Annotated in this window: 22 protein-coding genes, 1 pseudogene and 1 riboswitch; of the genes and pseudogenes, 10 read left to right on the top strand and 13 right to left on the bottom strand. The window is 66.6% G+C overall.

The window, feature by feature from the left end; all coding sequences use genetic code 11:
* Positions 1–6 precede the first annotated feature (6 nt).
* The 5 genes and pseudogenes from ACFVTD_RS12430 to ACFVTD_RS12410 form a co-directional block, all read right to left on the bottom strand.
* On the bottom strand, positions 7–873 hold the full coding sequence (locus tag ACFVTD_RS12430) for a hypothetical protein (RefSeq protein WP_387563093.1): 867 nt from the start codon (positions 871–873) through the stop codon (positions 7–9).
* Between the two features lie 195 nt (positions 874–1,068).
* Positions 1,069–1,361: pseudogene (locus tag ACFVTD_RS12425) on the bottom strand (DUF503 domain-containing protein).
* Between the two features lie 8 nt (positions 1,362–1,369).
* On the bottom strand, positions 1,370–1,690 hold the full coding sequence (locus ACFVTD_RS12420; protein WP_387563090.1) for a putative quinol monooxygenase: 321 nt from the start codon (positions 1,688–1,690) through the stop codon (positions 1,370–1,372).
* Positions 1,687–2,235, bottom strand: coding sequence for a DUF1990 family protein (locus ACFVTD_RS12415; protein WP_387563087.1), 549 nt, complete (start codon positions 2,233–2,235; stop codon positions 1,687–1,689). The genes ACFVTD_RS12420 and ACFVTD_RS12415 overlap by 4 nt, the downstream gene beginning before the upstream one ends.
* Positions 2,228–2,641 carry an MmcQ/YjbR family DNA-binding protein gene (locus ACFVTD_RS12410; protein WP_387563084.1) on the bottom strand — a complete coding sequence of 138 codons (414 nt, stop codon included), beginning with the start codon at positions 2,639–2,641 and terminating at the stop codon, positions 2,228–2,230. The genes ACFVTD_RS12415 and ACFVTD_RS12410 overlap by 8 nt, the downstream gene beginning before the upstream one ends.
* A 45-nt stretch (positions 2,642–2,686) precedes the next feature.
* Between ACFVTD_RS12410 and ACFVTD_RS12405 the strand changes: the two genes are divergently transcribed.
* Positions 2,687–3,721: an isopenicillin N synthase family dioxygenase gene (locus tag ACFVTD_RS12405; RefSeq protein WP_387563081.1), complete on the top strand. Its 1,035-nt coding sequence runs from the start codon at positions 2,687–2,689 to the stop codon at positions 3,719–3,721.
* Between the two features lie 3 nt (positions 3,722–3,724).
* Here the strand turns inward: ACFVTD_RS12405 and ACFVTD_RS12400 are convergent, their stop codons facing one another.
* A complete protein-coding gene (locus ACFVTD_RS12400) occupies positions 3,725–4,150 on the bottom strand; it encodes a CoA-binding protein (protein WP_387563078.1) in 426 nt (141 codons plus the stop codon).
* A 316-nt stretch (positions 4,151–4,466) separates the two neighbouring features.
* On the opposite strand from ACFVTD_RS12400, the gene ACFVTD_RS12395 reads away from it, so the two are divergent.
* The 7 genes from ACFVTD_RS12395 to ACFVTD_RS12365 all read left to right on the top strand — a co-directional run bounded on the left by ACFVTD_RS12395 (position 4,467) and on the right by ACFVTD_RS12365 (position 12,347).
* Entirely contained in the window at positions 4,467–5,282 is an 816-nt protein-coding gene (locus tag ACFVTD_RS12395; protein ID WP_387563075.1) for an ABC transporter ATP-binding protein, read from the top strand.
* 137 nt (positions 5,283–5,419) lie between these two features.
* Positions 5,420–6,469, top strand: coding sequence for an aliphatic sulfonate ABC transporter substrate-binding protein (locus tag ACFVTD_RS12390; RefSeq protein WP_387563072.1), 1,050 nt, complete (start codon positions 5,420–5,422; stop codon positions 6,467–6,469).
* Complete coding sequence (locus ACFVTD_RS12385) at positions 6,469–7,371, top strand: ABC transporter permease (RefSeq protein ID WP_387563069.1); 903 nt, start codon at positions 6,469–6,471, stop codon at positions 7,369–7,371. The genes ACFVTD_RS12390 and ACFVTD_RS12385 overlap by 1 nt, the downstream gene beginning before the upstream one ends.
* Entirely contained in the window at positions 7,362–9,314 is a 1,953-nt protein-coding gene (gene acs / locus ACFVTD_RS12380) for an acetate--CoA ligase (RefSeq protein WP_387563065.1), read from the top strand. Before ACFVTD_RS12385 ends, acs begins: the two co-directional genes overlap by 10 nt.
* Positions 9,311–10,504, top strand: a complete 1,194-nt coding sequence (sfnG, locus tag ACFVTD_RS12375) for a dimethylsulfone monooxygenase SfnG (protein WP_387563062.1) — start codon at positions 9,311–9,313, stop codon at positions 10,502–10,504. Before acs ends, sfnG begins: the two co-directional genes overlap by 4 nt.
* Positions 10,504–11,856 carry an O-acetylhomoserine aminocarboxypropyltransferase/cysteine synthase family protein gene (locus ACFVTD_RS12370; protein ID WP_387563059.1) on the top strand — a complete coding sequence of 451 codons (1,353 nt, stop codon included), beginning with the start codon at positions 10,504–10,506 and terminating at the stop codon, positions 11,854–11,856. Before sfnG ends, ACFVTD_RS12370 begins: the two co-directional genes overlap by 1 nt.
* Positions 11,853–12,347: a CoA-binding protein gene (locus tag ACFVTD_RS12365; RefSeq protein ID WP_387563056.1), complete on the top strand. Its 495-nt coding sequence runs from the start codon at positions 11,853–11,855 to the stop codon at positions 12,345–12,347. Before ACFVTD_RS12370 ends, ACFVTD_RS12365 begins: the two co-directional genes overlap by 4 nt.
* A gap of 61 nt (positions 12,348–12,408) precedes the next feature.
* Here the strand turns inward: ACFVTD_RS12365 and ACFVTD_RS12360 are convergent, their stop codons facing one another.
* The 5 genes from ACFVTD_RS12360 to ACFVTD_RS12340 form a co-directional block, all read right to left on the bottom strand.
* Entirely contained in the window at positions 12,409–13,329 is a 921-nt protein-coding gene (locus ACFVTD_RS12360) for a hypothetical protein (protein ID WP_387563053.1), read from the bottom strand.
* Positions 13,326–13,877: an RNA polymerase sigma factor gene (locus ACFVTD_RS12355; protein ID WP_387563050.1), complete on the bottom strand. Its 552-nt coding sequence runs from the start codon at positions 13,875–13,877 to the stop codon at positions 13,326–13,328. The genes ACFVTD_RS12360 and ACFVTD_RS12355 overlap by 4 nt, the downstream gene beginning before the upstream one ends.
* Positions 13,878–14,152: 275 nt before the next feature.
* The gene (locus tag ACFVTD_RS12350) at positions 14,153–14,524 is read right to left on the bottom strand and encodes a YegP family protein (RefSeq protein WP_387563047.1); all 372 of its coding nucleotides are present in this window, start codon (positions 14,522–14,524) and stop codon (positions 14,153–14,155) included.
* 178 nt (positions 14,525–14,702) lie between these two features.
* A complete protein-coding gene (locus tag ACFVTD_RS12345; protein ID WP_387563044.1) occupies positions 14,703–15,992 on the bottom strand; it encodes an adenylosuccinate synthase in 1,290 nt (429 codons plus the stop codon).
* A gap of 236 nt (positions 15,993–16,228) precedes the next feature.
* Positions 16,229–17,293, bottom strand: coding sequence for a M14 family zinc carboxypeptidase (locus ACFVTD_RS12340; protein ID WP_387563041.1), 1,065 nt, complete (start codon positions 17,291–17,293; stop codon positions 16,229–16,231).
* A 231-nt stretch (positions 17,294–17,524) separates the two neighbouring features.
* A riboswitch (SAM riboswitch) is annotated at positions 17,525–17,629 on the top strand.
* Between the two features lie 13 nt (positions 17,630–17,642).
* On the opposite strand from ACFVTD_RS12340, the gene ACFVTD_RS12335 reads away from it, so the two are divergent.
* Together ACFVTD_RS12335 and ACFVTD_RS12330 are read left to right on the top strand one after the other, a co-directional pair.
* Entirely contained in the window at positions 17,643–18,851 is a 1,209-nt protein-coding gene (locus tag ACFVTD_RS12335; protein ID WP_387563038.1) for a cobalamin-independent methionine synthase II family protein, read from the top strand.
* 221 nt (positions 18,852–19,072) lie between these two features.
* Positions 19,073–19,702 (top strand): uracil-DNA glycosylase, encoded by a 630-nt coding sequence (locus ACFVTD_RS12330; protein WP_387563035.1) that lies wholly within the window; start codon positions 19,073–19,075, stop codon positions 19,700–19,702.
* Positions 19,703–19,828: 126 nt separating this feature from the next.
* On the opposite strand, the gene ACFVTD_RS12325 is transcribed toward ACFVTD_RS12330, so the two are convergent.
* Both ACFVTD_RS12325 and fbaA read right to left on the bottom strand, forming a co-directional pair.
* The gene (locus ACFVTD_RS12325; RefSeq protein WP_387563032.1) at positions 19,829–20,251 is read right to left on the bottom strand and encodes a DUF3151 domain-containing protein; all 423 of its coding nucleotides are present in this window, start codon (positions 20,249–20,251) and stop codon (positions 19,829–19,831) included.
* Complete coding sequence (gene fbaA / locus ACFVTD_RS12320) at positions 20,252–21,271, bottom strand: class II fructose-bisphosphate aldolase (protein ID WP_175319088.1); 1,020 nt, start codon at positions 21,269–21,271, stop codon at positions 20,252–20,254.
* Between the last annotated feature and the right edge of the window lie 36 nt (positions 21,272–21,307).

The following is a 21,307-nucleotide window of genomic DNA, read 5'->3' as shown; positions in this document are numbered from 1 at the left end:
ACGCCTCTAAGAACCCCTTCGCCAGCCAGCCTGCGCCAGGGCAACAAGCACTTTGGCGGCGGCCGGTTTCGCATCGTTGACCATGTGCCGCTTGGAGATTCTGACCTCCGTCCACCCCAGGGCGGCGTACCGTTCTGAGCGGGTTATGTCCCTGGCGATCTGGCTTTCGTCCCCGTGGTGTTCGCCCTCGTACTCGATCCCGACCCTGTATCTGCGGTACGACAGGTCAGGTTCGTTATGCCTGACGCCGTCCTCGGTGATGATCGGAACGTTCAGCTCGGGTTCGGGCAGGCCCGCGCGGACAATGGCGAGCCGGAGCAGCGTTTCCTGCGGTGAATCCGACCCGACCCGGATGAGTTCCAGGGCCTCCTTTGCCTTCCGGAGCCCCCGCTTTCCCCTGTGCCTATCGATGGTTCGTTGCAGGTCGGCTACAGAACAGAGCGGCAGGTCCCGGCGCTCAAACTCCGGCCTGGGCACGCGGACGCAGGCATCCCCCATGGCCACGATTTCATCCACGGACAACAACTCGGCCATGTCGAGCCAGGTCCGGGCAGGAGTTGTCACCGGAAGCCCGTCAACCATCATCACCTCGTCCTCGTAGAGCTTCATGCGGTGGACGATGACGTGGGGCCGGTCCAAGTGGGCTGCGCCCTCCGGACGGATGAGGTGGTAATCGTCAAAGGCCTCGTCCTGGCGCCGCTGCGGCAGCGAATGTAGCTCCGCAGCCGTCACGTGCGAGGCTGCACACAGCTCGTTGACCTCGATGAAGGGCCGGACCCGCGCACCCAAGGGGAGCGCCGCCGTCGGACATCCTGCTCTGATGCCCTTGCCCATGCGACGGAGCTGCCGGTGCCGCAGTTGCTTAGGTGACATCCCGGCGCGGACCGCCTCGGCTGTGGTGAACGGACGCTGCTGAAACTCATCCGGAAGTGGACGCGGTGTCTTCATCGGTCTATAAGACCAAAACCTTGCAGGCTGTGCAGAAGTTTTCCACACCCCCGTATCGATTGCTCCGTAACTGCCCTTTTGACGCTTCAAAAGGGCAGTTACGGAGCAATTGACGGGGGGTTAGTCCTCGCTGTGGAGCTCGCGCTGGCGGGCGCTGAGCAGCTCGATTTCCGGGCGGCCGGCAACAAAGCGGTCGACGGCGGCGAGCACCTCCACAGGTGCGCCCGGTCCGCTGCCACCAGCCCAACGCCAAGCCGGGTGCGCCGGTACTGGCTGTGGTCCCCGACCTCGGCCACCGAGACGTCGAACCGGCGTTTGAGTTCAGCCAGGATCGGCCGGACCACGGAGCGCTTTTCCTTCAGCGAATGCACGTCGCCGAGGAGGATGTCGAACTCGGTCCAGCCGATCCACATGGAAGTTCCTAGCCGATGGTGAGTTCGCCCATGAGGTCCCAGCCTTCGCCGTCGAGCTGGCGGCTGATGATCTTCGGCGTCTCCACGAGTGCCTGCGGCATGTCCGCCATGGCCTTCTTGAAGTGGTCGCTGTTGACGTGGTCGCCGGCGGCGTCGTCCTTGAAGGCCTCCACCAGGACGTATTCGTTGGGGTCGTCCAGGCTGCGGGACCAGTCGAACCACAGGTTGCCCGGCTCCTTGCGGGTGGCCTCGGTGAAATCGGCAACGAGGTCGGGCCAGCGTTCGGACCATTCGGGCTTGACCTTGAACTTGACTACGATAAAGATCACTGGGATTTTCCTTCCGCGGCGAGACTGCGTGCCCCTTCAATGTACCGGGAAGTAACGTAACGCTGCGCCGCCCGGGTGACCACGCCGCCGGCGGCATAGAACCAGTTCGCGGGCCTGCTGAACGCCCGGATCCGCAGCCACACCTCGCCCTGGCCGTTGATCTCCACTTCAAAGGATTCCTCCCCGCGCGCAGGGTGGCCGGGAAGTGTCCCGTAACCGAAGCCGGCGGATTGGGGCACCCCGTCAGGGGCGGGTTCATGGACCCACACCACTTGGCAGGGTGCGGGCAGGCGGAAGGGCCCGACGCCGAATCCGCTCACCACGTGTGCCCCGGGCACGGCCCGCGGTGAGTCGGCACGGACCCGAAGCCCTGCCCGCCGCTGCAGTTCCCAGGTGAGGATGCCGTCCGACACGCGGAGGTAAGTGTCCAGCCCGGCGCCCAGGCGGACCTCTTCCAGGACCCGGGCGTACCCCTCGGGGGCGCTGCCCTGTTCGGTGCTTCCCACTCCCGGGTATTCGAGCCGGGCAGCCGCCTTGTCAGTCATTGCTGCCTCCGTTCCCCAGGCGCGCCCATCCCAGTTGTTCCTGCTGTTTCCGGCTCAGCCCGGCCACCACGAGGTCGTACGAGTCCTCCACCATGTCCCGGATCATCCCGTCCGGCAGCGATCCGTCGAGGCGGACACCGTTCCAGTGGGTCTTGTTCATGTGCCACGCGCCGGTGATCGCCGGATGGACTGCCCGCAACTGCACGGCAAGGGCGGGGTCGCATTTCAGGTTCACGTAGAAGTCGTCCTCGTCCATGGATGACAGGGCAAACAGCTTCGCCTCGTGGCGGGCGCCGCCGGCGATGTGGGACCGGACCTTGAAGACCGACGTTTCCGGTCCGAACGGAAAATCCTCGTAGGCGCCGGGAAACGAAAGGCAGATTGTCCGCAGCGAGTTGGGGTCCATGAGGGAAGCCTATAAAGCGTGCGTGGACGGTGCTAGTCTGCGAGGATGTCACGCGACCAGGGAGCCATTCCTGTTCTGGATCTGGGTTCCGCACGGCAGCCGTACGGATCCTTCAGCCCGGAATTCATCGAGCAACTGCGGCATGCCACCCATGACGTGGGCTTCTTCCAGATCACCGGCTACGGCGGGCGGCCCGGCCAGGCCGAAGAGCTGCTGGACCTCGTGCGGGACTTCTTCAACCTTCCCCTTGCGGAGCGGATGAAGCTGGACAACCGCCTGTCCCCGCACTTCCGCGGCTACACCCGTATGGGTACGGAGGTGACCCAGGGCAGGGCGGACGCGCGGGAGCAGATCGACTATTCCCCCGAGCGCGGCCCGGTGGCCGACTACCCGGAGGACCAGCCCTACTGGCTGCTGCAGGGGCCCAACCTCTGGCCGGACGAAGCGTTCCCCGGGCTCAAGCCCGCCGCCATGGAATGGGCTGACCTCATGTCGGAGGTAGGGATGGAACTGCTGCGGGCCATCGCGGTTTCGCTCCAGTTGCCGGAGGACTACTTCGATGAACCCTTCCGGGACACCCCGGCATGGATGGGCAAGCTGGTGCACTACGTGGGCGGCGTGGTGGAAGAAGCCGGCGACCAGGGCGTCGGGTCCCACGCCGATTACGGGTTCGTGACGCTCCTGCTGCAGGACGGCGTCGGCGGCCTTGAAGTCCTGCCGCCCGGCACCAGCGAATGGCTGCAGGTGGAGCCCCTGCCCGGCGCGCTGGTGGTGAACCTGGGCGAGATGCTGGAAGTGGCCACCGAGGGTTACCTGGCGGCCACCATCCACCGCGTCCAGGCCCCGCCGCCGGGCGTGGACCGCTACTCGGTGCCGTTCTTCTGGTCGCCGCGGCTGGACGCCGTCATCGATCCCGTCCCCCTGGCACCTGAACTGAAGGCGGCGGCCCGCGGCATCACGGACGATCCCGCCAACCCGCTCCTGGCATCCTTCGGCCTGAACATGCTCAAGGGGCGCATGCGTGCGCACCCGGACGTGACCGAACGGCACTATCCCGAATTGTTGAAGCGCCCGGGTTAGGCCCTAAAGCCCGTACTTCCAGGCAACCTGGGCAGGGCAGGCATTCATCACCACGTCGAGGCCGGCCGCCTTGGCACGCTCCGCGGCCGCCTCATCAATGACGCCCAACTGCAGCCACACGGCTTTGGCGCCCACGGCAATGGCCTGGTCAACCACGCTGCCCACCTTTTGCGAATTCACGAAGCAATCCACGACGTCGATGGGCTGCTTTTCCGCCGGAATGTCGGCCAGGGTGCGGTACCCCGGTTCGCCGTGGACCGCATCTCCTGGCAGGTTGACGGGGATGATGTCCATGCCCAGCCGGTCGCGGATCAACAGCGACACATCATAGGCTGAGCGCCACTGGTTGGTGGTCAGGCCCACGATGGCCCACCGTCCCTTGGTTCGCATAAGCCGTTCAATGACTGCAGGATCGTTCGTGTGGCCCATGGGAACAGCCTACGCTCCCAGCCTGAAGGGTGAGTCGATCGAATAAACGAGTGATTTCCGGCGCCTGTGGACGTTGTGAATGAATATTACGCGGCGCACACGAGAGTTTGCTCTCGCCGATTCATTGCTGTGTAGTGGTCATTGACCATCCCGAGCGGCCGAGAGACCTGGATCGATGACGCCGCAGCAACCCTGGTCGCCGGACGCGCCCCAACGCCCCGGCGATGGCAAGGACCGCAGCCGCGGGTACCGGAACTGACCACTCCGGACGGCTGCCTCCGTAGGGTGCTACTGCCAGGACCGATGGAGTGATCCTATGACCGCAGTTTTGTCGCCCCGGCCTGCCGGGACGGACCCCGCCCACGCGCCTGCCCTCGCCGTATCCTTCAGGAACCTGCGCCGCACATTCGGTACCGGTTCCGCGGCCCACACCGTCCTGCGGGATGTGACCTTCGATGTAGCAGCGGGCGAGGTGCTGGCCATCCTGGGGCCCTCCGGTTGCGGAAAGTCCACCCTCCTGCGCGCCACGGCCGGCCTGGACTACCCAAGTGCCGGTTCAGTGGTTATCGATGAGACCCCCGTCCACGGCATCGACCCCCGCTGCGCCTTCGCCTTCCAGGAACCCCGCCTGCTGCCCTGGCACACTTTGCAGGCAAACGTCGCCATTGGCCTGCGGGCCGGGTCCAGCGCCAAGGAGGGCAAGGCCAAGGTGGCACGGCTCCTGGAACTCGTGGGGCTCCAGGATTTTGCCAAGCACCGCCCCCGCGAAGTGTCCGGCGGCATGGCGCAGCGCGCATCGCTGGCCCGTGCCCTTGCCCGGAATCCCGGCGTCCTGCTGCTCGATGAGCCGTTCGGCGCGCTGGACGCCCTCACCCGCATCAAGATGCAGGACCTGCTCCTGGACATCCACCGGGCAGAGCCCACCACGGTCCTGCTGGTCACCCACGACGTTGACGAGGCCCTGCAGCTCGCCGACCGCATCATCGTCCTTGGCCCTGATGAGGCAGGCCAGGGCGCCACCATCACCAGGACCATTGAGGTTCCCGGCAGCCGGCCGCGCGAGCGTGCCTCCGCCGAACTCGCGCTCATGCGCAGTTCACTGCTGGAGACGCTGGGCGTCGACGGGCACTGAACGTCCGTCGCCCTGACCGGGACCGCCGCGGGCCCCGGTTGGCGCGTGCCGTCGTCGTCCTTCACGCTCCCCTCCCCGGCGCCCTGCAGGCCACCCCTTCTCCGCACCGTTCCATCACCCGCTTCCAAAGGAAACCCATGCCGCACGCATTGCCCATCACCCGCCGTTCAGTCCTTGGCGCAGCAGCCCTCGCTGCCTCCGCGGTCCTGGCGCTCACCGGCTGTGTCGCCGGGGAAGGCTCCGCCGGCAGCGCGGCTGCGGCCGGCAGCAACAAAGGCGGCACCCTCAACATCGACTTCGCCACGTACAACCCGCTGAGCCTGGTAATCAAGAAGCAGGGCTGGCTCGAAGCCAGCCTCAAGGACCAGGGCGTCACCGTGAACTGGGTGCAGTCCGCCGGCTCCAACAAGGCGAACGAATCCCTCCGCTCCGGCGCCATCGATGTTGGGTCCACGGCAGGATCCGCCGCACTCCTGGCCCGGGCCAACGGTTCGGAAATCAAAACCATCGACATCTTCTCGCAGCCCGAGTGGGCAGCCCTGGTGGCTCCGGCCGGCTCGGACATCACCTCCGTGGCCGACCTCAAGGGCAAGTCCGTGGCCGCCACCAAGGGCACAGACCCCTACTTCTTCCTCCTCCAGGCCCTCGAGCAGGCCGGCCTCAAGCCCGGGGACGTGACGGTCCAGAACCTGCAGCACGCCGACGGCCGCACCGCCCTCGAAAACGGGTCGGTCCAGGCCTGGTCCGGGCTGGACCCGATCATGGCGGGTGCCGAGCAGAAAGGCGCCAAGCTCTTCTACCGAAACCTGGACTTCAACACCTACGGCTTCCTCAACGCCACCGAATCGTTCCTGAAGAACAAGCCTGAACTGGCCCAGGCCGTGGTGAACGCCTACGAAAAGGCCCGCGCCTGGGCCGCGCAGAACCCGGACCAGACAGCCCAGATCCTGGCCGACGTCGCCGGCCTGGACACTTCCGTCGCCAAGACCGTGGTCCTGGAGCGGAGCAACCTGGACGTCAACCCGGCACCGGGGGACGCACAGCGCAAAGTGTTGGAGAAGATCGGGCCCACCTTCGTGGAAACCGGCGACGTCAAGACGCAGAAGCAGATTGACGACGCCGTGGGCTCCCTTCTCGACGACTCGCTGGTGAAGAAGGCTGACCCGTCAGCCATCAAGGCCTCCTGATGAGCCATCAGGGACAGCCGACGACCACCAGCGGCAGTGTTGCGGACGGGCGCGCTGCAGCCGCCACCGCAACCGCGGCAGACGCCGCCCAGACGGGTGCCGGCACGGCACCCGCTCCGGCACCGGGATGGTCTCCCGCCGGAGTCCGCTCCAGGAACTGGGCGCGTCTGCCCCTTGGCCTGATCATTCCCGCAGCACTGCTGGCAGCATGGCAGGTGGCCTCGACGAACGGCATGTTCACCGTGGTCCAGCTGCCTCCGCTCGCCATGGTGCTGGCTGCAGCGGGCGAGCTCGTGGAACGCGGAGAGCTGGGCACCCACATCGCCATCTCCACCCAGCGGGTCCTCATCGGGTTCCTGGTTGGGGCGGCCCTGGGCCTGGTCCTTGGCGCCACCGTGGGCCTGTCCAAACTCGCCGACGCCCTGCTGGCACCCACCATCGGCGCCTTGCGCGCGGTTCCGTCGCTCGCCTGGGTGCCGCTGCTGATCCTGTGGATGAAGATCGGCGAGGACTCCAAGGTCACCCTCATCATCATCGGCGCGTTCTTCCCGGTGTTCACCACCGTGTCCCTGGCACTGCGCCATGTGGACCGCAACCTGGTGGAGGCAGCCCGCGCGTTCGGACTGAACGGGGTGCGGCTGCTGACCACGGTGCAGCTGCCCGCCGTCGTCCCCGCAGTGTTCTCGGGGCTGCGCCTGGCCCTGGCCCAGGCGTGGCTGTTCCTGGTGGCGGCAGAACTGATCGCCTCTTCCATGGGCCTGGGCTTCCTGCTCATCGACTCGCAGAACAACGGCCGCACCGACCGGCTGCTCCTGGCCATCGTGATGCTGGCCGTGATTGGAAAGATTACCGACGCCCTCCTGGGCCTGGCCGAAAAGTGGGCGGTGAAACGATGGGCGTGAGCACCACCGAAACAATGGACCTGAACGCGGGGGTGCACCCGGACAACGTTGCCTTCTGGGAGCAGCAGGCGCTGCGCCTGGACTGGGAGACCCCATGGCACACGGCGCACCGCTGGATCCCGGCAGACGCGGAGGCGGGCCGCGGCCCGGAGATCACCTGGTTCGAGGGCGGCAAGCTTAATGTGGCCGCCAACTGCGTCGACCGGCATGTTGCTGCCGGCCGCGGCACCAAGGTGGCCCTCCACTTCGAAGGCGAGCCGGGCGACCGCCGCTCCATCACCTATGCCGAACTCCAGCGCGAGGTGTCCAAGGCAGCCAACGCCCTCCTGGCCCTGGGCATCACCAAGGGTGACCGGGTGGTCATCTACCTCCCGGTCATCCCCGAGACGGTCATCATCACGCTGGCCGTGGCCCGGATCGGTGCCATCCACTCCCTGGTGTTCGGCGGGTTCTCCGCCGAGGCACTGAAGTTCCGGGTGGAGGACACCGGCGCCAAGCTCCTGGTCACCACCGACGGCCAGTTCCGCCGCGGCGTGGCCGTTCCCGTGAAGGACAACGCGGATGCTGCCGTCGCCGGGGACAATGCCATCGAGAACGTCCTGGTGGTCAACCGCACCACCCCGGCAGCGGACCTGGCAACAGTCCCCATGACGGAAGGCCGCGACGTGTGGTGGCATGACGTCGTCGGGAACGCCGCTGACGCGCACGTGCCGGAAGCGTTCGACGCCGAATCGCCGCTGTTCATCATGTACACCTCCGGGACCACCGGCAAGCCCAAGGGCCTGGTGCACACCTCCGGCGGCTACCTGACGCAGGCCTCGTGGAGTTTCGAGCACCTCTTCAGCAACCCGGACCCTGCGCTGCGGGACCAGGACGTGCACTGGTGCACGGCCGATCTCGCCTGGGTCACGGCACACACCTACGAAATCTACGGGCCGCTGTCCAACGGCGTCACGCAGGTCATCTTCGAGGGCACGCCCAACACGCCTCATCCGGGCCGGCATTTCGAAATCATCGAGCGCTACGGCGTGACGCAGTACTACACCGCGCCCACGCTGGTCAGGTCCCTCATGGGCTGGTTCCCGGACGGCGTCCCGGACACTTATGACCTGTCCTCCATCCGCCTGCTGGGCACCGTGGGCGAAGCGGTCAACCCGGAGGCCTGGCGCTGGCTGCGGGAGAACGTGGGCGCCGGCACCGTTCCCATGGTGGACACGTGGTGGCAGTCTGAAACCGGCGCCACCATCCTCTCCCCCTCTCCCACAGACGCCAGCTTCAAGCCTGGCTGCGCTGCCCGCCCGCTGCCGGGGGTCAGCACCAGGATCGTGGACGACGGCGGCACTACCGTTGCGCCGGGTGTCCAGGGAAACATCGTGGTTGACTCCCCCGGGCCCGCCATCGCGCGGACCGTCTGGGGCAACCCCCGGCGCTATTTCGATTCGTACTGGAGCAAGTACGCGGACCGGGGCTGGTTCCTGGCCGGCGACGGCGCCAAGTACGATGCCGACGGCGACATCTGGATCCTGGGCCGCGTGGATGACACCCTGAACGTCTCCGGCCACCTGCTCTCCACCATCGAGATCGAATCCGCCCTGGTTTCGCACCCGGACGTCGTGGAGGCCGGCGTCTGCCCGGTGGCGGATCCGAAGACCGGGCACGCGGTGGTTGCCTTCGTCGTGCTGAAGGCCGGGGCCCCGGCAGACTGTAGCGACGGGCTCCGGAACCACGTGGCCAAGGAGATCGGCCCCATCGCCAAGCCGCGCGACGTCGTCGTGGTTCCCGATGTCCCCAAGACCCGCAGCGGCAAGATCATGCGCCGGCTGCTCACCCAGCTGTTCGAAGGAACGACCCTGGGCGACACCACCTCACTCCAGAACGAGCCGGCCATCGCCGGCATCCAGGACGTCCTGCGCCAGCGGGCCCTAACGAAGGAAGAATCATGACAGACACCAGCAACGTCGCACGTCTCTCCGAGCCCCTCAAATTCGCCTACTGGGTGCCCAACGTCTCCGGCGGCCTGGTGGTATCCACCATCGAGCAGCGCACCGGCTGGGACTTCGAGTACAACAGGAAGCTGGCGCGCATCGCCGAGGAATCCGGCTTCGAGTACGCCCTGACCCAGACCCGGTACGCCGCCTCCTACGGCGCGGACAAGCAGCACGAGGCAACCTCGTTCAGCCTGGCCCTGCTGGCCGCCACGGAGCGCCTCAAGGTGATCGCCGCCGTCCACCCGGGCATGTGGCACCCCGGCGTGCTGGCGAAGTACATCATCACCGCGGACCACATCTCCAACGGCCGCGCTGCTGTAAACATCGTTTCCGGCTGGCTGAAGAGCGAGTTCACCAACTTCGGCCTGGAGTGGCTGGAGCACGACGAACGCTACGTCCGCACGGAGGAATTCATCAGCGTACTGCGCGGCCTGTGGACCGAGCAGGAATACAGCCAGTCCGGCAAGTACTACAACATCACCGACTTCACCCTGAACCCCGCCCCGGTGGACGTCCCCGGCCGCGCCCACCCGGAGATCTTCTTCGGCGGCAACTCGACGGCGGCCCAGGCCACTGCAGGCCGCGTGGCGGACTGGTACTTCTCCAACGGCAAGGACCTGGAGAGCTTCAAGGAGAACATCGCCGGCGTCGTCGCCTCGGCCGGTGAAGCCCGCCGCGGCACTCCGGGCCAGCTGGCCGCTCCCCGGTTCGGGCTGAACGGCTTCGTCATTGCCCGCGACTCCGAAAAGGAAGCCAGGGACACCCTGCGTGAGATCGTGGAGAAGGCACACAAGCCGGCCGTCCAGGGTTTCCGCGACGCCGTCCAGGAAGCCGGCGCGTCCACCAAGGACGGCAAGGGCATGTGGGCCGACTCCACGTTCGAGGACCTGATCCAGTACAACGACGGCTTCAAGACCCAGCTGATCGGCACCCCGGAGCAGATCGCTGAGCGGATCGTCGAGTACAAGAAGATCGGCGTGAACCTCTTCCTGACCTGCTACCTGCACTTCCAGGAAGAGGTGGCAGCGTTCGGCCGGGACATCCTGCCGATCGTCCGCGAGCTGGAAGCAGACCTTGCCCGGAAGAACGGCACGGAGCTCGACCTGTCCCAGGCCCCGGTTGCCGGTGAGGCGGTGGCTGTCTGATGGCTGAACGCACCTTCGGTTTCCGCACCCGCGCCCTGCACGCCGGCGGGACCCCCGACGCCGAGCACGGCGCCCGCGCCGTCCCCATCTACCAGACCACGTCCTTCGTCTTCAAGGACACCAACGACGCCGCCAACCTGTTCGCCCTGCAGAAGTACGGCAACATCTATTCCCGCATCGGCAATCCCACGGTGGCGGCCTTCGAAGAGCGCATCGCGTCCCTGGAAGGCGGCATCGGAGCGGTCGCGACGTCCTCGGGCATGGCAGCGGAGTTCATCACCTTCGCCGCGCTGACCCAGGCGGGCGACCACATCGTTGCAGCCTCCCAGCTGTATGGCGGCACCGTGACCCAGCTGGACGTGACCCTGCGCCGGTTCGGCGTGGACACCACCTTCGTCCCCGGCACGGACCCCGCGGACTACGCCGCGGCGGTCCGGGACAACACCAAGGCGATCTTCGTGGAGGTGGTGGCCAACCCGTCGTCGGAGGTCCAGGACCTGGCGGGGCTGGCAAAGGTGGCGCACGACGCCGGCATCCCCCTGGTGGTCGACGCCACCTTGAGCACGCCGTACCTGGTGCGGCCCATCGAGCACGGCGCCGACATCGTGATCCACTCGGCCACGAAGTTCCTGGGCGGCCACGGCACCACCCTGGGCGGCGTGGTGGTGGAAAGCGGCCGGTTCAACTGGGGCAACGGCAAGTTCCCCACCATGACCGAGCCCGTGGCTTCCTACGGCAACGTCTCCTGGTGGGGCAACTTCGGGGAATACGGCTTCCTCACCAAGCTGCGCAGCGAGCAGCTGCGCGACATCGGCCCGGCCCTGTCGCCGCAGTCGGCATTCCAGCTGCTCCAAGGTGTCGAAACCCTGCCACAGCGGCTGGACGAGCACCTGAAGAACGCGCAGGCCGTGGCCGAATGGCTGGAAAACGATGACCGGGTAGCCTACGTCAACTACTCGGGGCTGCCGTCGCACCCGCACTTCGAACGGGCACGCAAGTACCTGCCCCAGGGCCCCGGATCGGTGTTCTCCTTCGGGGTCAAGGGCGGCCGCGCCGCCGGCCAGAAGTTCATCGAATCCTTGCAACTGGCCTCGCATCTGGCCAACGTGGGTGACTCCCGGACCCTGGTGATCCATCCCGGCTCCACCACCCACCAGCAGCTCAGTGCGGCACAGTTGGAATCCGCGGGCGTGCCGGAGGACCTGGTCCGCATCTCGGTAGGCCTCGAGGACATCGAGGACATCCTATGGGACCTGGACCAGGCACTCAGCGAGGCGTCGAACGCCGCGGCCCGGGACGCCGTCGCCGTTGAAGAACACGCAGACGCCTGCACGATCGGAGCAAACGCATGACCACCGCCGAACGCACCTGGTCCGGCCCGTCGGCACCCGAGCGGCTGGCGTTGCTCCGGCAGGCGACATCCATTGCCATTGTCGGCGCCTCCGACAAACCGTCCCGGGCCAGCTACTTCGTGGCCACGTACCTGCTCTCCTCCACCCGCTACAAGGTGTACTTCGTGAACCCGGTGGTGAAGGAGATCCTGGGCCAGCCCACGTACGCATCCCTCGCGGACCTGCCGGAAAGCCCGGACATCGTTGACGTGTTCCGCAAGCACGACGACCTTCCGGGCGTCCTGGACGAGGCAGTAGCCACAGGCGCCAAAACACTCTGGCTGCAGCTGGGGTCCTGGCATGAAGGCGTCGCGGCAGGCGCGGAAGCGGAGGGGCTGAACGTGGTGATGGACCGCTGCGTGAAGATCGAGCACGCGCGCTTCCACGGCGGCCTCCACCTGGCCGGTTTCGATACCGGTGTGATTTCGTCCAAGCGCCAGGTCATGGCCTGACCAGGCTCTGAAGAAGACAGCAGCGGGTCCGTCCAACGGGCCCGCTGCTGCTGTGTTGCGACTATTTCGCCGGAGACGCGGGCTTCTGGCCGTTTCCCTGCCCCGCGCCCTGGGAACCTGCCTGGCCCTGGACCACGCCGGCAGCGGGTTTCGCTGGCTCGTTGGCCGCACCCGGCGCTGCAGGCGCAGGTTCTGACGCCTGTGGGCCCGCCTTCCCCTGGCTTGCGGTGCCTGGTGCTGCCGGCACTTCTTCCGCCGCAGTTCCCCCGCTTTCCTTGCCGGGGCCGGCTCCGTTGCCCTGCGCGGCAGCCGCTGCTCCCGCAGGGGCACACGTCCCGCCGGCTGCCTCGTGGCCGACCGGGCCGGCACAGGGCGGCGTTCCGGTGCGCCCCTTCCCTGCGTGGCGGGAGGCTCCGGCGTGGCCCGGCAGGAGCCGGGAGGCAAGGTTGGCGGCGTCGCTGGCCCCACCGGCCGCAGCCTCCGGGCCGGCGGCAAGTTCCGCATCGGAAGCCACTTTGGGAGCACGGTAGCCATAGCCGGCGGCCGACGGATCGCCTACCGGGCTGCTCCAGGACGACAAGTCCTCCAGCAGCTGCTCCACCGGGCTGCTCCCGGGAGGCGTGGAGCTGGCGGCTACCCCACCAACTCCCAGCCCCATTCCGGCCACCAGCACCAGCCCCAGCGTGGTGGGGCGGTGCCTGCGACGACGGCGGCGGGCCAGCTCATCGGCGGGAGGCTCATCGTCCTGCTCGACTTCACGTTCTCCAACCGCGGCATCCAAGGCGGGTGCTGGTTCCTCCACCCGGGCTGCCCCACCTGCCGTGAGGAGCGCAGCGAGCTCCCCGGTGGGCTCGGGCGCGGGCAGGGACGCCAGGGCGCCCAGGGAATGGAGGGCGCGGCGAAGGTCCGCATCCTGTTCGAGGCCGACGTCCAGCAGCATGTCATCGACAAGGGCGGCAAGGTTTTCCGGGGCAGGCGTCATGGCGCGAGGTACTCCTTCACTGCGGCAAGTTCCCGGAGCTTCAGCAAGGCACGCCGCTGGAGCTGCTTCACCGAACCGGCGCTCTTTTCCATGGTCTCCGCCGTCTGCTCCACCGTGAGGCCGCCTACCAGGCGCAGCGACAGGACATCCCGCTGGTCCCGGGGCAGCCCGTCCAACAGTGTGAGCACCTCCCGTGGTGCGATGCGCCGCAGGGCTTCGTTCTCGGCCGAGCTGTCCTCGCGCTGGTCGAGCTCGGGCTCGAAGGGCAGCCTGGCCGGAGTCCGGCTCTGGCGGCGATGGTCATCCACCATCCGGGCGTGGGCAACGGAGAAGATAAAGGTCCTCAGCCCGGACTCCCCTCCCCGTACGGTACCGAGCCGTGGCAACACGGACAGGAACACTTCCTGCATGGCGGCCTCCGGATCCTCGACTCCCCGGGCCGTGAGATAGCCCAGAACCTGTGACGCGTACGTCTTATAGACCAGGCTGAAGGCAGCGGTCCCGGAAACTGGCTGGTCCGGAGCCTCGTCTGTCTGTGCATCAGTCACTGACGTGGTGCTTTCCGTCAAGAAGGGTGGTGGCAAGGCGGGCGTTCGGTACGTCCGGAACGCTGCCCTTACTTTACCCTCCGGTAACCGCACGGCCCGAAGCGCCACGGCCCAGGGGCCGGTGACGGGTGCAGCCTGGGCAGCCGCCCTCGCGGAAAGACAAAAGAGCCGGCCTGGAACGTGATGGGGGACAGGTTCCAGACCGGCGCTTCATAGGGGTAATCGCTCCCGCTGCCCGGAGGGTTACGCCTTTTCAAAAAAAGTTTGAAATCCTTTCAGCGCGTTGCCGTCCTGGTCCAGCGGGGCACTGTGCCATGCCGGCGGGGCACCCCTGCCAGCACGAAGGCGTGCACCGTGGCGGGCGTGCGTTCCTCGGTGCATACGGGTACGACGGCGGCCGGAAGCTCCACCGGGATGGCGGCAGCAGCCCCAGCGGGTACAGGAGCGGGACGGGAGAGGGCCCCGGCGGGACAGAGATCTGTCACCAGGCCAGTTCCGGCACATTCGCGGACCGCGGCTATCCCTGCCACCACGGCGGCTTTGTCCTCGAAAGGGCCGGAGGTGGCGATCACGGCCCCGTCCGGAGCCAGGAGCCGGAACCGGAAGAACGAATCAGCGTCAACGAATGCTTCAAATTTTCCGGCCATGACGATCCTTCCTTGGGCACCAGGTGGTACAGACGAGTCTGGCTGCGGCACCGGAAGCCTCACAAGACCGCGCGCGTTAAGCCTGTGTAAATTCGCTCTCCGGCCACCAAAAACAAGCGGCAGGCAACCTGTAAAAGGTGGCCTGCCGCCGTCGTACCGCCTCCTCCGGGAGGGAGGCTTAGTCGTTGATGAGGTCGTTCACCACGATGGTCTGGTCCCGGTCCGGGCCAACGCCGATGGCGGAGAACCGGGTTCCGGAGAGCTTCTCCAGTGCCAGCACGTAGTTCCGTGCGTTCTCCGGCAGGTCCGCCAGCGTCCGGGCTCCGGTGATGTCCTCGTTCCAGCCGTCGAAGTACTCGAAGATGGGCTTGGCGTGGTGGAACTCGGTCTGCGTCATGGGCATTTCATCGTGCCGCACGCCGTCGACGTCGTAGGCCACGCACACGGGAATCTGTTCGATGCCGGTGAGCACATCCAGCTTGGTCACGAAGTAGTCCGTGAAGCCGTTGACGCGGGAAGCGTGGCGGGCCAGGACGGCGTCGTACCAACCGCAGCGGCGCGGACGGCCGGTGTTGACGCCGAACTCACCGCCGGTCTTCTGCAGGTACATGCCCATCTCATCGAAGAGCTCCGTGGGGAACGGGCCGGCACCAACGCGGGTGGTGTAGGCCTTGATGATGCCGATGGAGCGGGAGATCCGGGTGGGGCCGATGCCGGAGCCCACCGAGGCGCCGCCGGCGGTGGGGTTGGAGGAGGTAACGAACGGGTAGGTGCCGTGGTCCACGTCCAGGAACGTTGCCTGGCCGCCCTCCATCAGGACCACCTTGCCCTCGTCCAACGCGGAGTTGAGGACCAGGGTGCTGTCGATGACCAGCGGGCGGAGCCGCTCGGCGAACGACAGGAAGTACTCCACGATCTCGTCCACCACAACGCCGCGGCGGTTGTAGACCTTGACCAGGAGTTCGTTCTTCTGCCGCAGCGAGCCTTCCACCTTTTGGCGGAGGATGGATTCGTCGAAGACGTCCTGGACGCGGATGCCCAGGCGGGCCACCTTGTCCATGTAGGCAGGGCCGATGCCGCGGCCGGTAGTGCCAATGGCCCGGCTGCCCAGGAAGCGTTCGGTCACCTTGTCCAGCACCTGGTGGTACGGGGCCACCAAGTGGGCGTTGGCGGATACCCGCAGTTTTGAGGTGTCGGCGCCGCGTGCCTGGAGTCCGTCGATTTCCTGGAAGAGGGCCTCCAGGTTCACCACGCAGCCGTTGCCGATGATGGGAACGGCGTTGGGGCTGAGAATGCCTGCCGGAAGCAGCTTGAGTTCGTACTTTTCACCGCCTACGACGACGGTGTGCCCGGCGTTGTTGCCGCCGTTGGGCTTGACGACGTAGTCAACACGGCCGCCCAGCAGGTCGGTGGCCTTGCCTTTTCCTTCGTCGCCCCACTGGGCTCCTACGATCACAATTGCTGGCATGGGATCCTCCCCCATTCGTTCGGACTGCCCTGGCCCGGCCACCAGGTGGCAGGCCCATGCAGCGCCGTTCATGAGAATGCCCCGAACAGACCGGCCTTCGCATGGGCCGCAGCGCGGCACGGCGAAGCAAGAGTTCCGGGGCTCTTACCACCCAAGTTTAGCCGATAGGGCACTTTGTCCACTGTTGTGGCCCGCCGCGGCCCTTTCTGCCAAAAGGCCGCGGCGGCCGGTGCCGTCTATTCGTCCTCGGCCTCCCCGGCGGGCCGGGACGTCTGCTCGGCGAGCGTGTCCCAGAAGGAGGTGTCGGCGTCGGCAATGGACCCGTCCGCGATGGCTGCGGCCGTGGAGGTCAGCGTGGTGACGGTCTGCTTGATCAGGTAGCCGTTGCTGCGTTGCCCGAGTGCGTAGCCGTCCAGGTAGTGGTCCGACATGCCGCGCATCTCGAAGAGCAGGGTGGCGATGCCGTACTCCACGGAGATGCCATTGCGGCTGATGGTTTCGGCACTGCCGCCCTGGTACTTGCCCAGGTGCCCCCAGCCGGTCGAGTCAACGTTGTTGAAGACCACGGCGCCGAGCTGCTTTGATTTTTCGACGACGGCGGGGTCGGCGTTGGGGGTGGTGGGGTACAGGATGGAACCGGATACCAGCTTGCCGTCGCGTTCGGCCCGGGTGCCCTGGTGGTGCAGGTCGATCATGTAGTCGATCCTGTACTTGCGCATGACGTTGTTGTGCAGCGCCTGGGTCTCCGGCTGGACCTTGGCCACGTGGTCCCGGTTCAGGTCCACGCCCTCGGCGTTGTAGCGGGTGAGGTTGCGGTCCCCCTTGGCAAGGTAGTTATCCAGGGAGAAGTTCACGTCCCCCATGGCCCCGTCCGCATTGAGCATGGGCACCACCAGGATGTTCACGCCTTTGAGGATGTCCGCGGATTTACCGGTCCCCAGGTGCTTGATGAACTCCATGGCGCCCTCGGTGGTGAGCTGCTCGTTGCCGTGCTGCTGGGTCAGGTACAGGATGGTGGGCTTGGCGGGGTCCGAAATGTACTTGACCAGGTGGATATCGCGGCCCTTAACCGTCTGGCCGATCACCTCCAGCTCCATGGCCGGTTGCTTGGCGTCCTGGGCCTTCAGGAACGAGACCATCTGTTCGTACGTGGCGAGCTTGGACGTGGTGATCTGGCCCTTGCCGTCGTAGTTGGGACCTTCGCCCACGGCGTGTGCCAGCGGGGCGGGGCCTGCGACGACGGCCAGTGCCAGGGCGCCGGAGGCGGCAAGGGTCCCGAAATTTGCCAGGGATTTCTTCACAGTGCGTTACCTCTTTCGAGTGCATCGGGGTGCCGCCAGCCGGCTCCATCGCGGCGGCGGCATGTGACACCCAGCCAACCAAGCTTAACGAAACCTGTCAATAAGCTGAACGGAAGCTGTAAGCATGCTGCCGCCGGCTGGGTAACGGCAGGGAGCCCGGCCGGACAGCGGGGCACGACATAAAGCGGCGCAGACTTGCCCCAAGGCGGGTTGCTCGATTTATGTGAGAGTGAACCATCCGGAGCGGCCGAGAGACCTGGCTCGATGACGCCGCAGCAACCACGGTCCAGCAGGATTCCTGCCGGCCGAAGGTGCTACTGCCAGGACCGATGGAAAGGAAGATTCCAGCATGCCCCTGAATACCGACCACATCCGCACCACCCACGCCGGATCGTTGCCCCGCACCCCGGAACTCATCGCCGCCAACGCCGCCAAGGAAACCGACGGCATCACCCCGGAATTCCTGGACCTCCTTGAAACGTCCGTGGTGGACGTGGTCCAGCGCCAGAAGGACCTCGGCATCGACATTCCCAACGACGGCGAATACGGGCACACGATGGCCAACTCCGTGGACTACGGAGCCTGGTGGAACTACTCCTTCGCACGGCTGGGCGGCCTGGAGCCGACCAACGTTGACCGGTGGGCCGACGCCCAGGTGCACCGCTCCTCCCCCGGCAACATTGTCCTGACCTCCTTCCCCGACCGGCGCGACCGGCAGGCGTTCAACGAGGCCTACAACGATCCCTCCTCGGGCATCCTGTCCCACCGCAAGAGCGTGACCCAGCCCAAGATCGCCGGACCGCTGACCTACACGGGCCAGGACCTGGTCGCATCGGACATCAAGAACCTGAAGACCGGCCTCGCCGCCGCCGGGCTGTCGGACGGCTTCGTAGCATCCCTCTCCCCCGGCTCCTGCGCGCGCGTGGCCAACGAGTACTACAAATCCGATGAGGAACTCGTCTACGCCTGCGCCGATGCCATGCGGGAGGAATACAAGGCGATCGTCGACGCAGGCCTCACCGTGCAGCTCGACGATCCGTCCTTGGCCGAGAGCTGGGACCAGATCAACCCCGAGCCCAGCCTGGAGGACTACCTGAAGTTCATCCAGCTGCGCGTCGAAGCCACCAACTGGGCCCTCCGCGACCTGCCCCAGGACCAGATCCGGCTGCATGTCTGCTGGGGTTCCTGGCATGGCCCGCACACCACGGACATCCCGTTCGCCGACATCATCGGCTCCGTGCTGCAGGTCAACGCCGGTGCGTACTCCTTCGAGGCAGCCAACGTCCGCCACGAACACGAATGGCGCGTGTGGGAGGACACCAAGCTCCCCGAGGGAAAGGTCATCATCCCGGGCGTCGTGTCGCATGCCACCAACGTGGTGGAACACCCCGACCTGGTGGCCGACCGCATTGTCCGCTTTGCCGACGTCGTCGGCCGCGAGAACGTCATCGCCTCCACCGACTGCGGCCTGGGCGGCAGGGTGCACCCACAAATCGCCTTCGCCAAGCTGGAGGCCCTCGGCGAGGGCGCGCGCCGCGCCACCAGCCGCCTGTGGTAGTTCGACGCCTGGCGGCATAGCCGCCCCCGGACGTGCCGGTTCCGCGTTCCGCCGTGGCGGATCCGCGGGACCGGCATTTCCGTTCCCGGGGGCTTGGTAAACTGGACAAGGCCGGCCCGGAGTCGGCCCACCCCAATCAACCGCCGCTGATGTGTCGCGCCCCCGCGTGCCCTTTTCCGTGGCGGCAGCAACGCCAATCCCCGCAGGAGAACCAGCACTTCATGACAGCCCTGGCCCCAGAAACATTCCACGAACAGCTCATGAGCCGCCGCTACGAACCCAGCGTTGCAGCCGTCAACGAATTGTGTGATTCCCTGCAGGAGGCCAAGCCCGGAACCGTGGTGCCCTATGTGGACCCGATGCACGACGTTGAGGAATGCCGCATCATCAGCCTGTTCTCCAACATCGGCGAGGCGGATCCGTCCGGATTCATCACGGCCGGGGACCAGGACGCGGCCACCCGCATGCTCGGCATCCAGTGGAAGTTGGGCCTGCGCCCCGAATTCGTCATGCCGTGGAACGTCCACCCCTGGCACATCGCCGGCGAAGCCAACGGCAAGTTCACCCCCGACCAGATCCAGGCAGGCCTGAAGCCACTGCTGAAGTTCCTGGCCCTGGTGCCCCGTGCCTCAGTAATCGTGGCGCACGGAACCGAAGCCAACCGGCTGGCCAACGCACTCCTGAAGACCGAAGTTCCGCTGCTCTGGCGCCGCGGCCTGAAGACCTACAAGGTCCGCTCGCTCAGCGGCCGGGCTTTCGCCGGTTCCCCTGCGCGCCAGGAGGAGTACCTCGAGGACATGCGCGCGGCCTACGCCGACGCCATGGCCCGCACCGGCATCGCCAAACCTTAAGACGAACGACGGCGGGTGGTGACTTTCAATTCGAAAGTCACCACCCGCCGTCGTCGTCGTATGCAGGGGCCTCCGCCGCCGAGGGTTCCCGGCTGAGCGAAGCGAAGCCAGGGAGGCGGTGGGGACTTATTTGCCCTCGATGGCTGCCTTGGCCGTGGGGTCTGAGTCGTTAAGGAACTTCTCGATCCGCTCCGGCTCGTCGGCCTCTCCGATGGCTGAGGATGCCCGGCCCAGGGAGTAGAGCGCCCGCAGGAACCCGCGGTTGGGCTCGTGCTCCCACGGGATGGGTCCAACGCCGCGCCATCCGTTGCGGCGCAGCGAGTCCAGGCCGCGGTGGTAACCCACCCGGGCGTAGGCATAGGAGTCGATGGTGCGGCCCTCCGCCCACGCTTCCTCGGCCAGGACGGCCCAGAGCAGCGAGGACGTGGGGTGGCTGGCCACCAGGTCCAATGCCTCGTGGCCGGCCTCGAGCTGCCCGTACACCTCGGTCTCGGCGGGCAGGAGCGTGGGCTCGGGCCCCATCAGGTTCCGCCGGAACTCGTCCGACATCTAGAAGGTCTTTCCGGCCGAACCGAGCTGCTTGGTGGCTTCCACCACGCGGGCTGCCAGGCCGGCTTCGGCGGAGGCACCCCAGACGCGGGGGTCGTAGGTCTTCTTGTTGCCCACTTCGCCGTCCACCTTCAGGACGCCGTCGTAGTTCTTGAACATGTGGTCAGCCACCGGACGCGTGTAGGCGTACTGGGTGTCGGTGTCGATGTTCATCTTGATCACGCCGTAGGAAACGGCGTCGGCGATCTCCTGGTCGGAGGAGCCGGAGCCGCCGTGGAACACGAGGTCGAACGGGTTGTCCTTGCCAATCCTGGCACCCACCTGGGCTTGGATGTCCTTGAGGATCTCCGGGCGCAGCTTGACGCCGCCGGGCTTGTACACGCCGTGCACGTTGCCGAAGGTCAGGGCGGTGATGTAGCGGCCGTTCTCGCCGGCGCCGAGGGCGTCGATGGTGGCGAGGGCATCCTCCACCGTGGTGTAAAGCTTGTCGTTGATGGCGTTCTCCACGCCATCTTCCTCGCCGCCGACGGTGCCGATCTCCACCTCGAGGATCATCTTGGCGGCAGCGGTGCGGGCCAGCAGGTCGCGGGCGATCTTCAGGTTCTCCTGCAGGGTCTCGGCGGAGCCGTCCCACATGTGGGAGTTGAACAGCGGGTTGCGGCCGGCCTTGACCTCAGCCTCGGAGGCTTCCAGCAGCGGCAGGACGAAACCGTCCAGCTTGTCCTTGGGGCAGTGGTCCGTGTGCAGGGCGATGTTGACGCCGTAGTTCTTGGCCACTTCGCGGGCGAACGCAGCAAAGCCCAGGGAACCGGCAACCATGTCCTTGGTGGAGGCGCCGGACCAGTAGGCGGCACCGCCGGTGGAAACCTGCACGATGCCGTCGGACTCTGCCTCGGCGAAGCCGCGGAGCGCTGCGTTCAGCGTCTGCGAGGACGTGACGTTGACGGCTGGGAACGCGAATCCACCTGCCTTCGCGCGGTCGATCATCTCGGCGTAGATCTCTGGGGTTGCAATGGGCATGCTGGCTCCTCTGCTGAGTTTCGTCTGTGGGTGGAT

The sequence above is a fragment of the Pseudarthrobacter sp. NPDC058119 genome, from assembly GCF_042884655.1.
Lineage (GTDB): Bacteria > Actinomycetota > Actinomycetes > Actinomycetales > Micrococcaceae > Arthrobacter.
The sequence above is the reverse complement of the archived record's forward strand: the minus strand, read 5'-3'. Positions and strand labels throughout refer to the sequence as shown.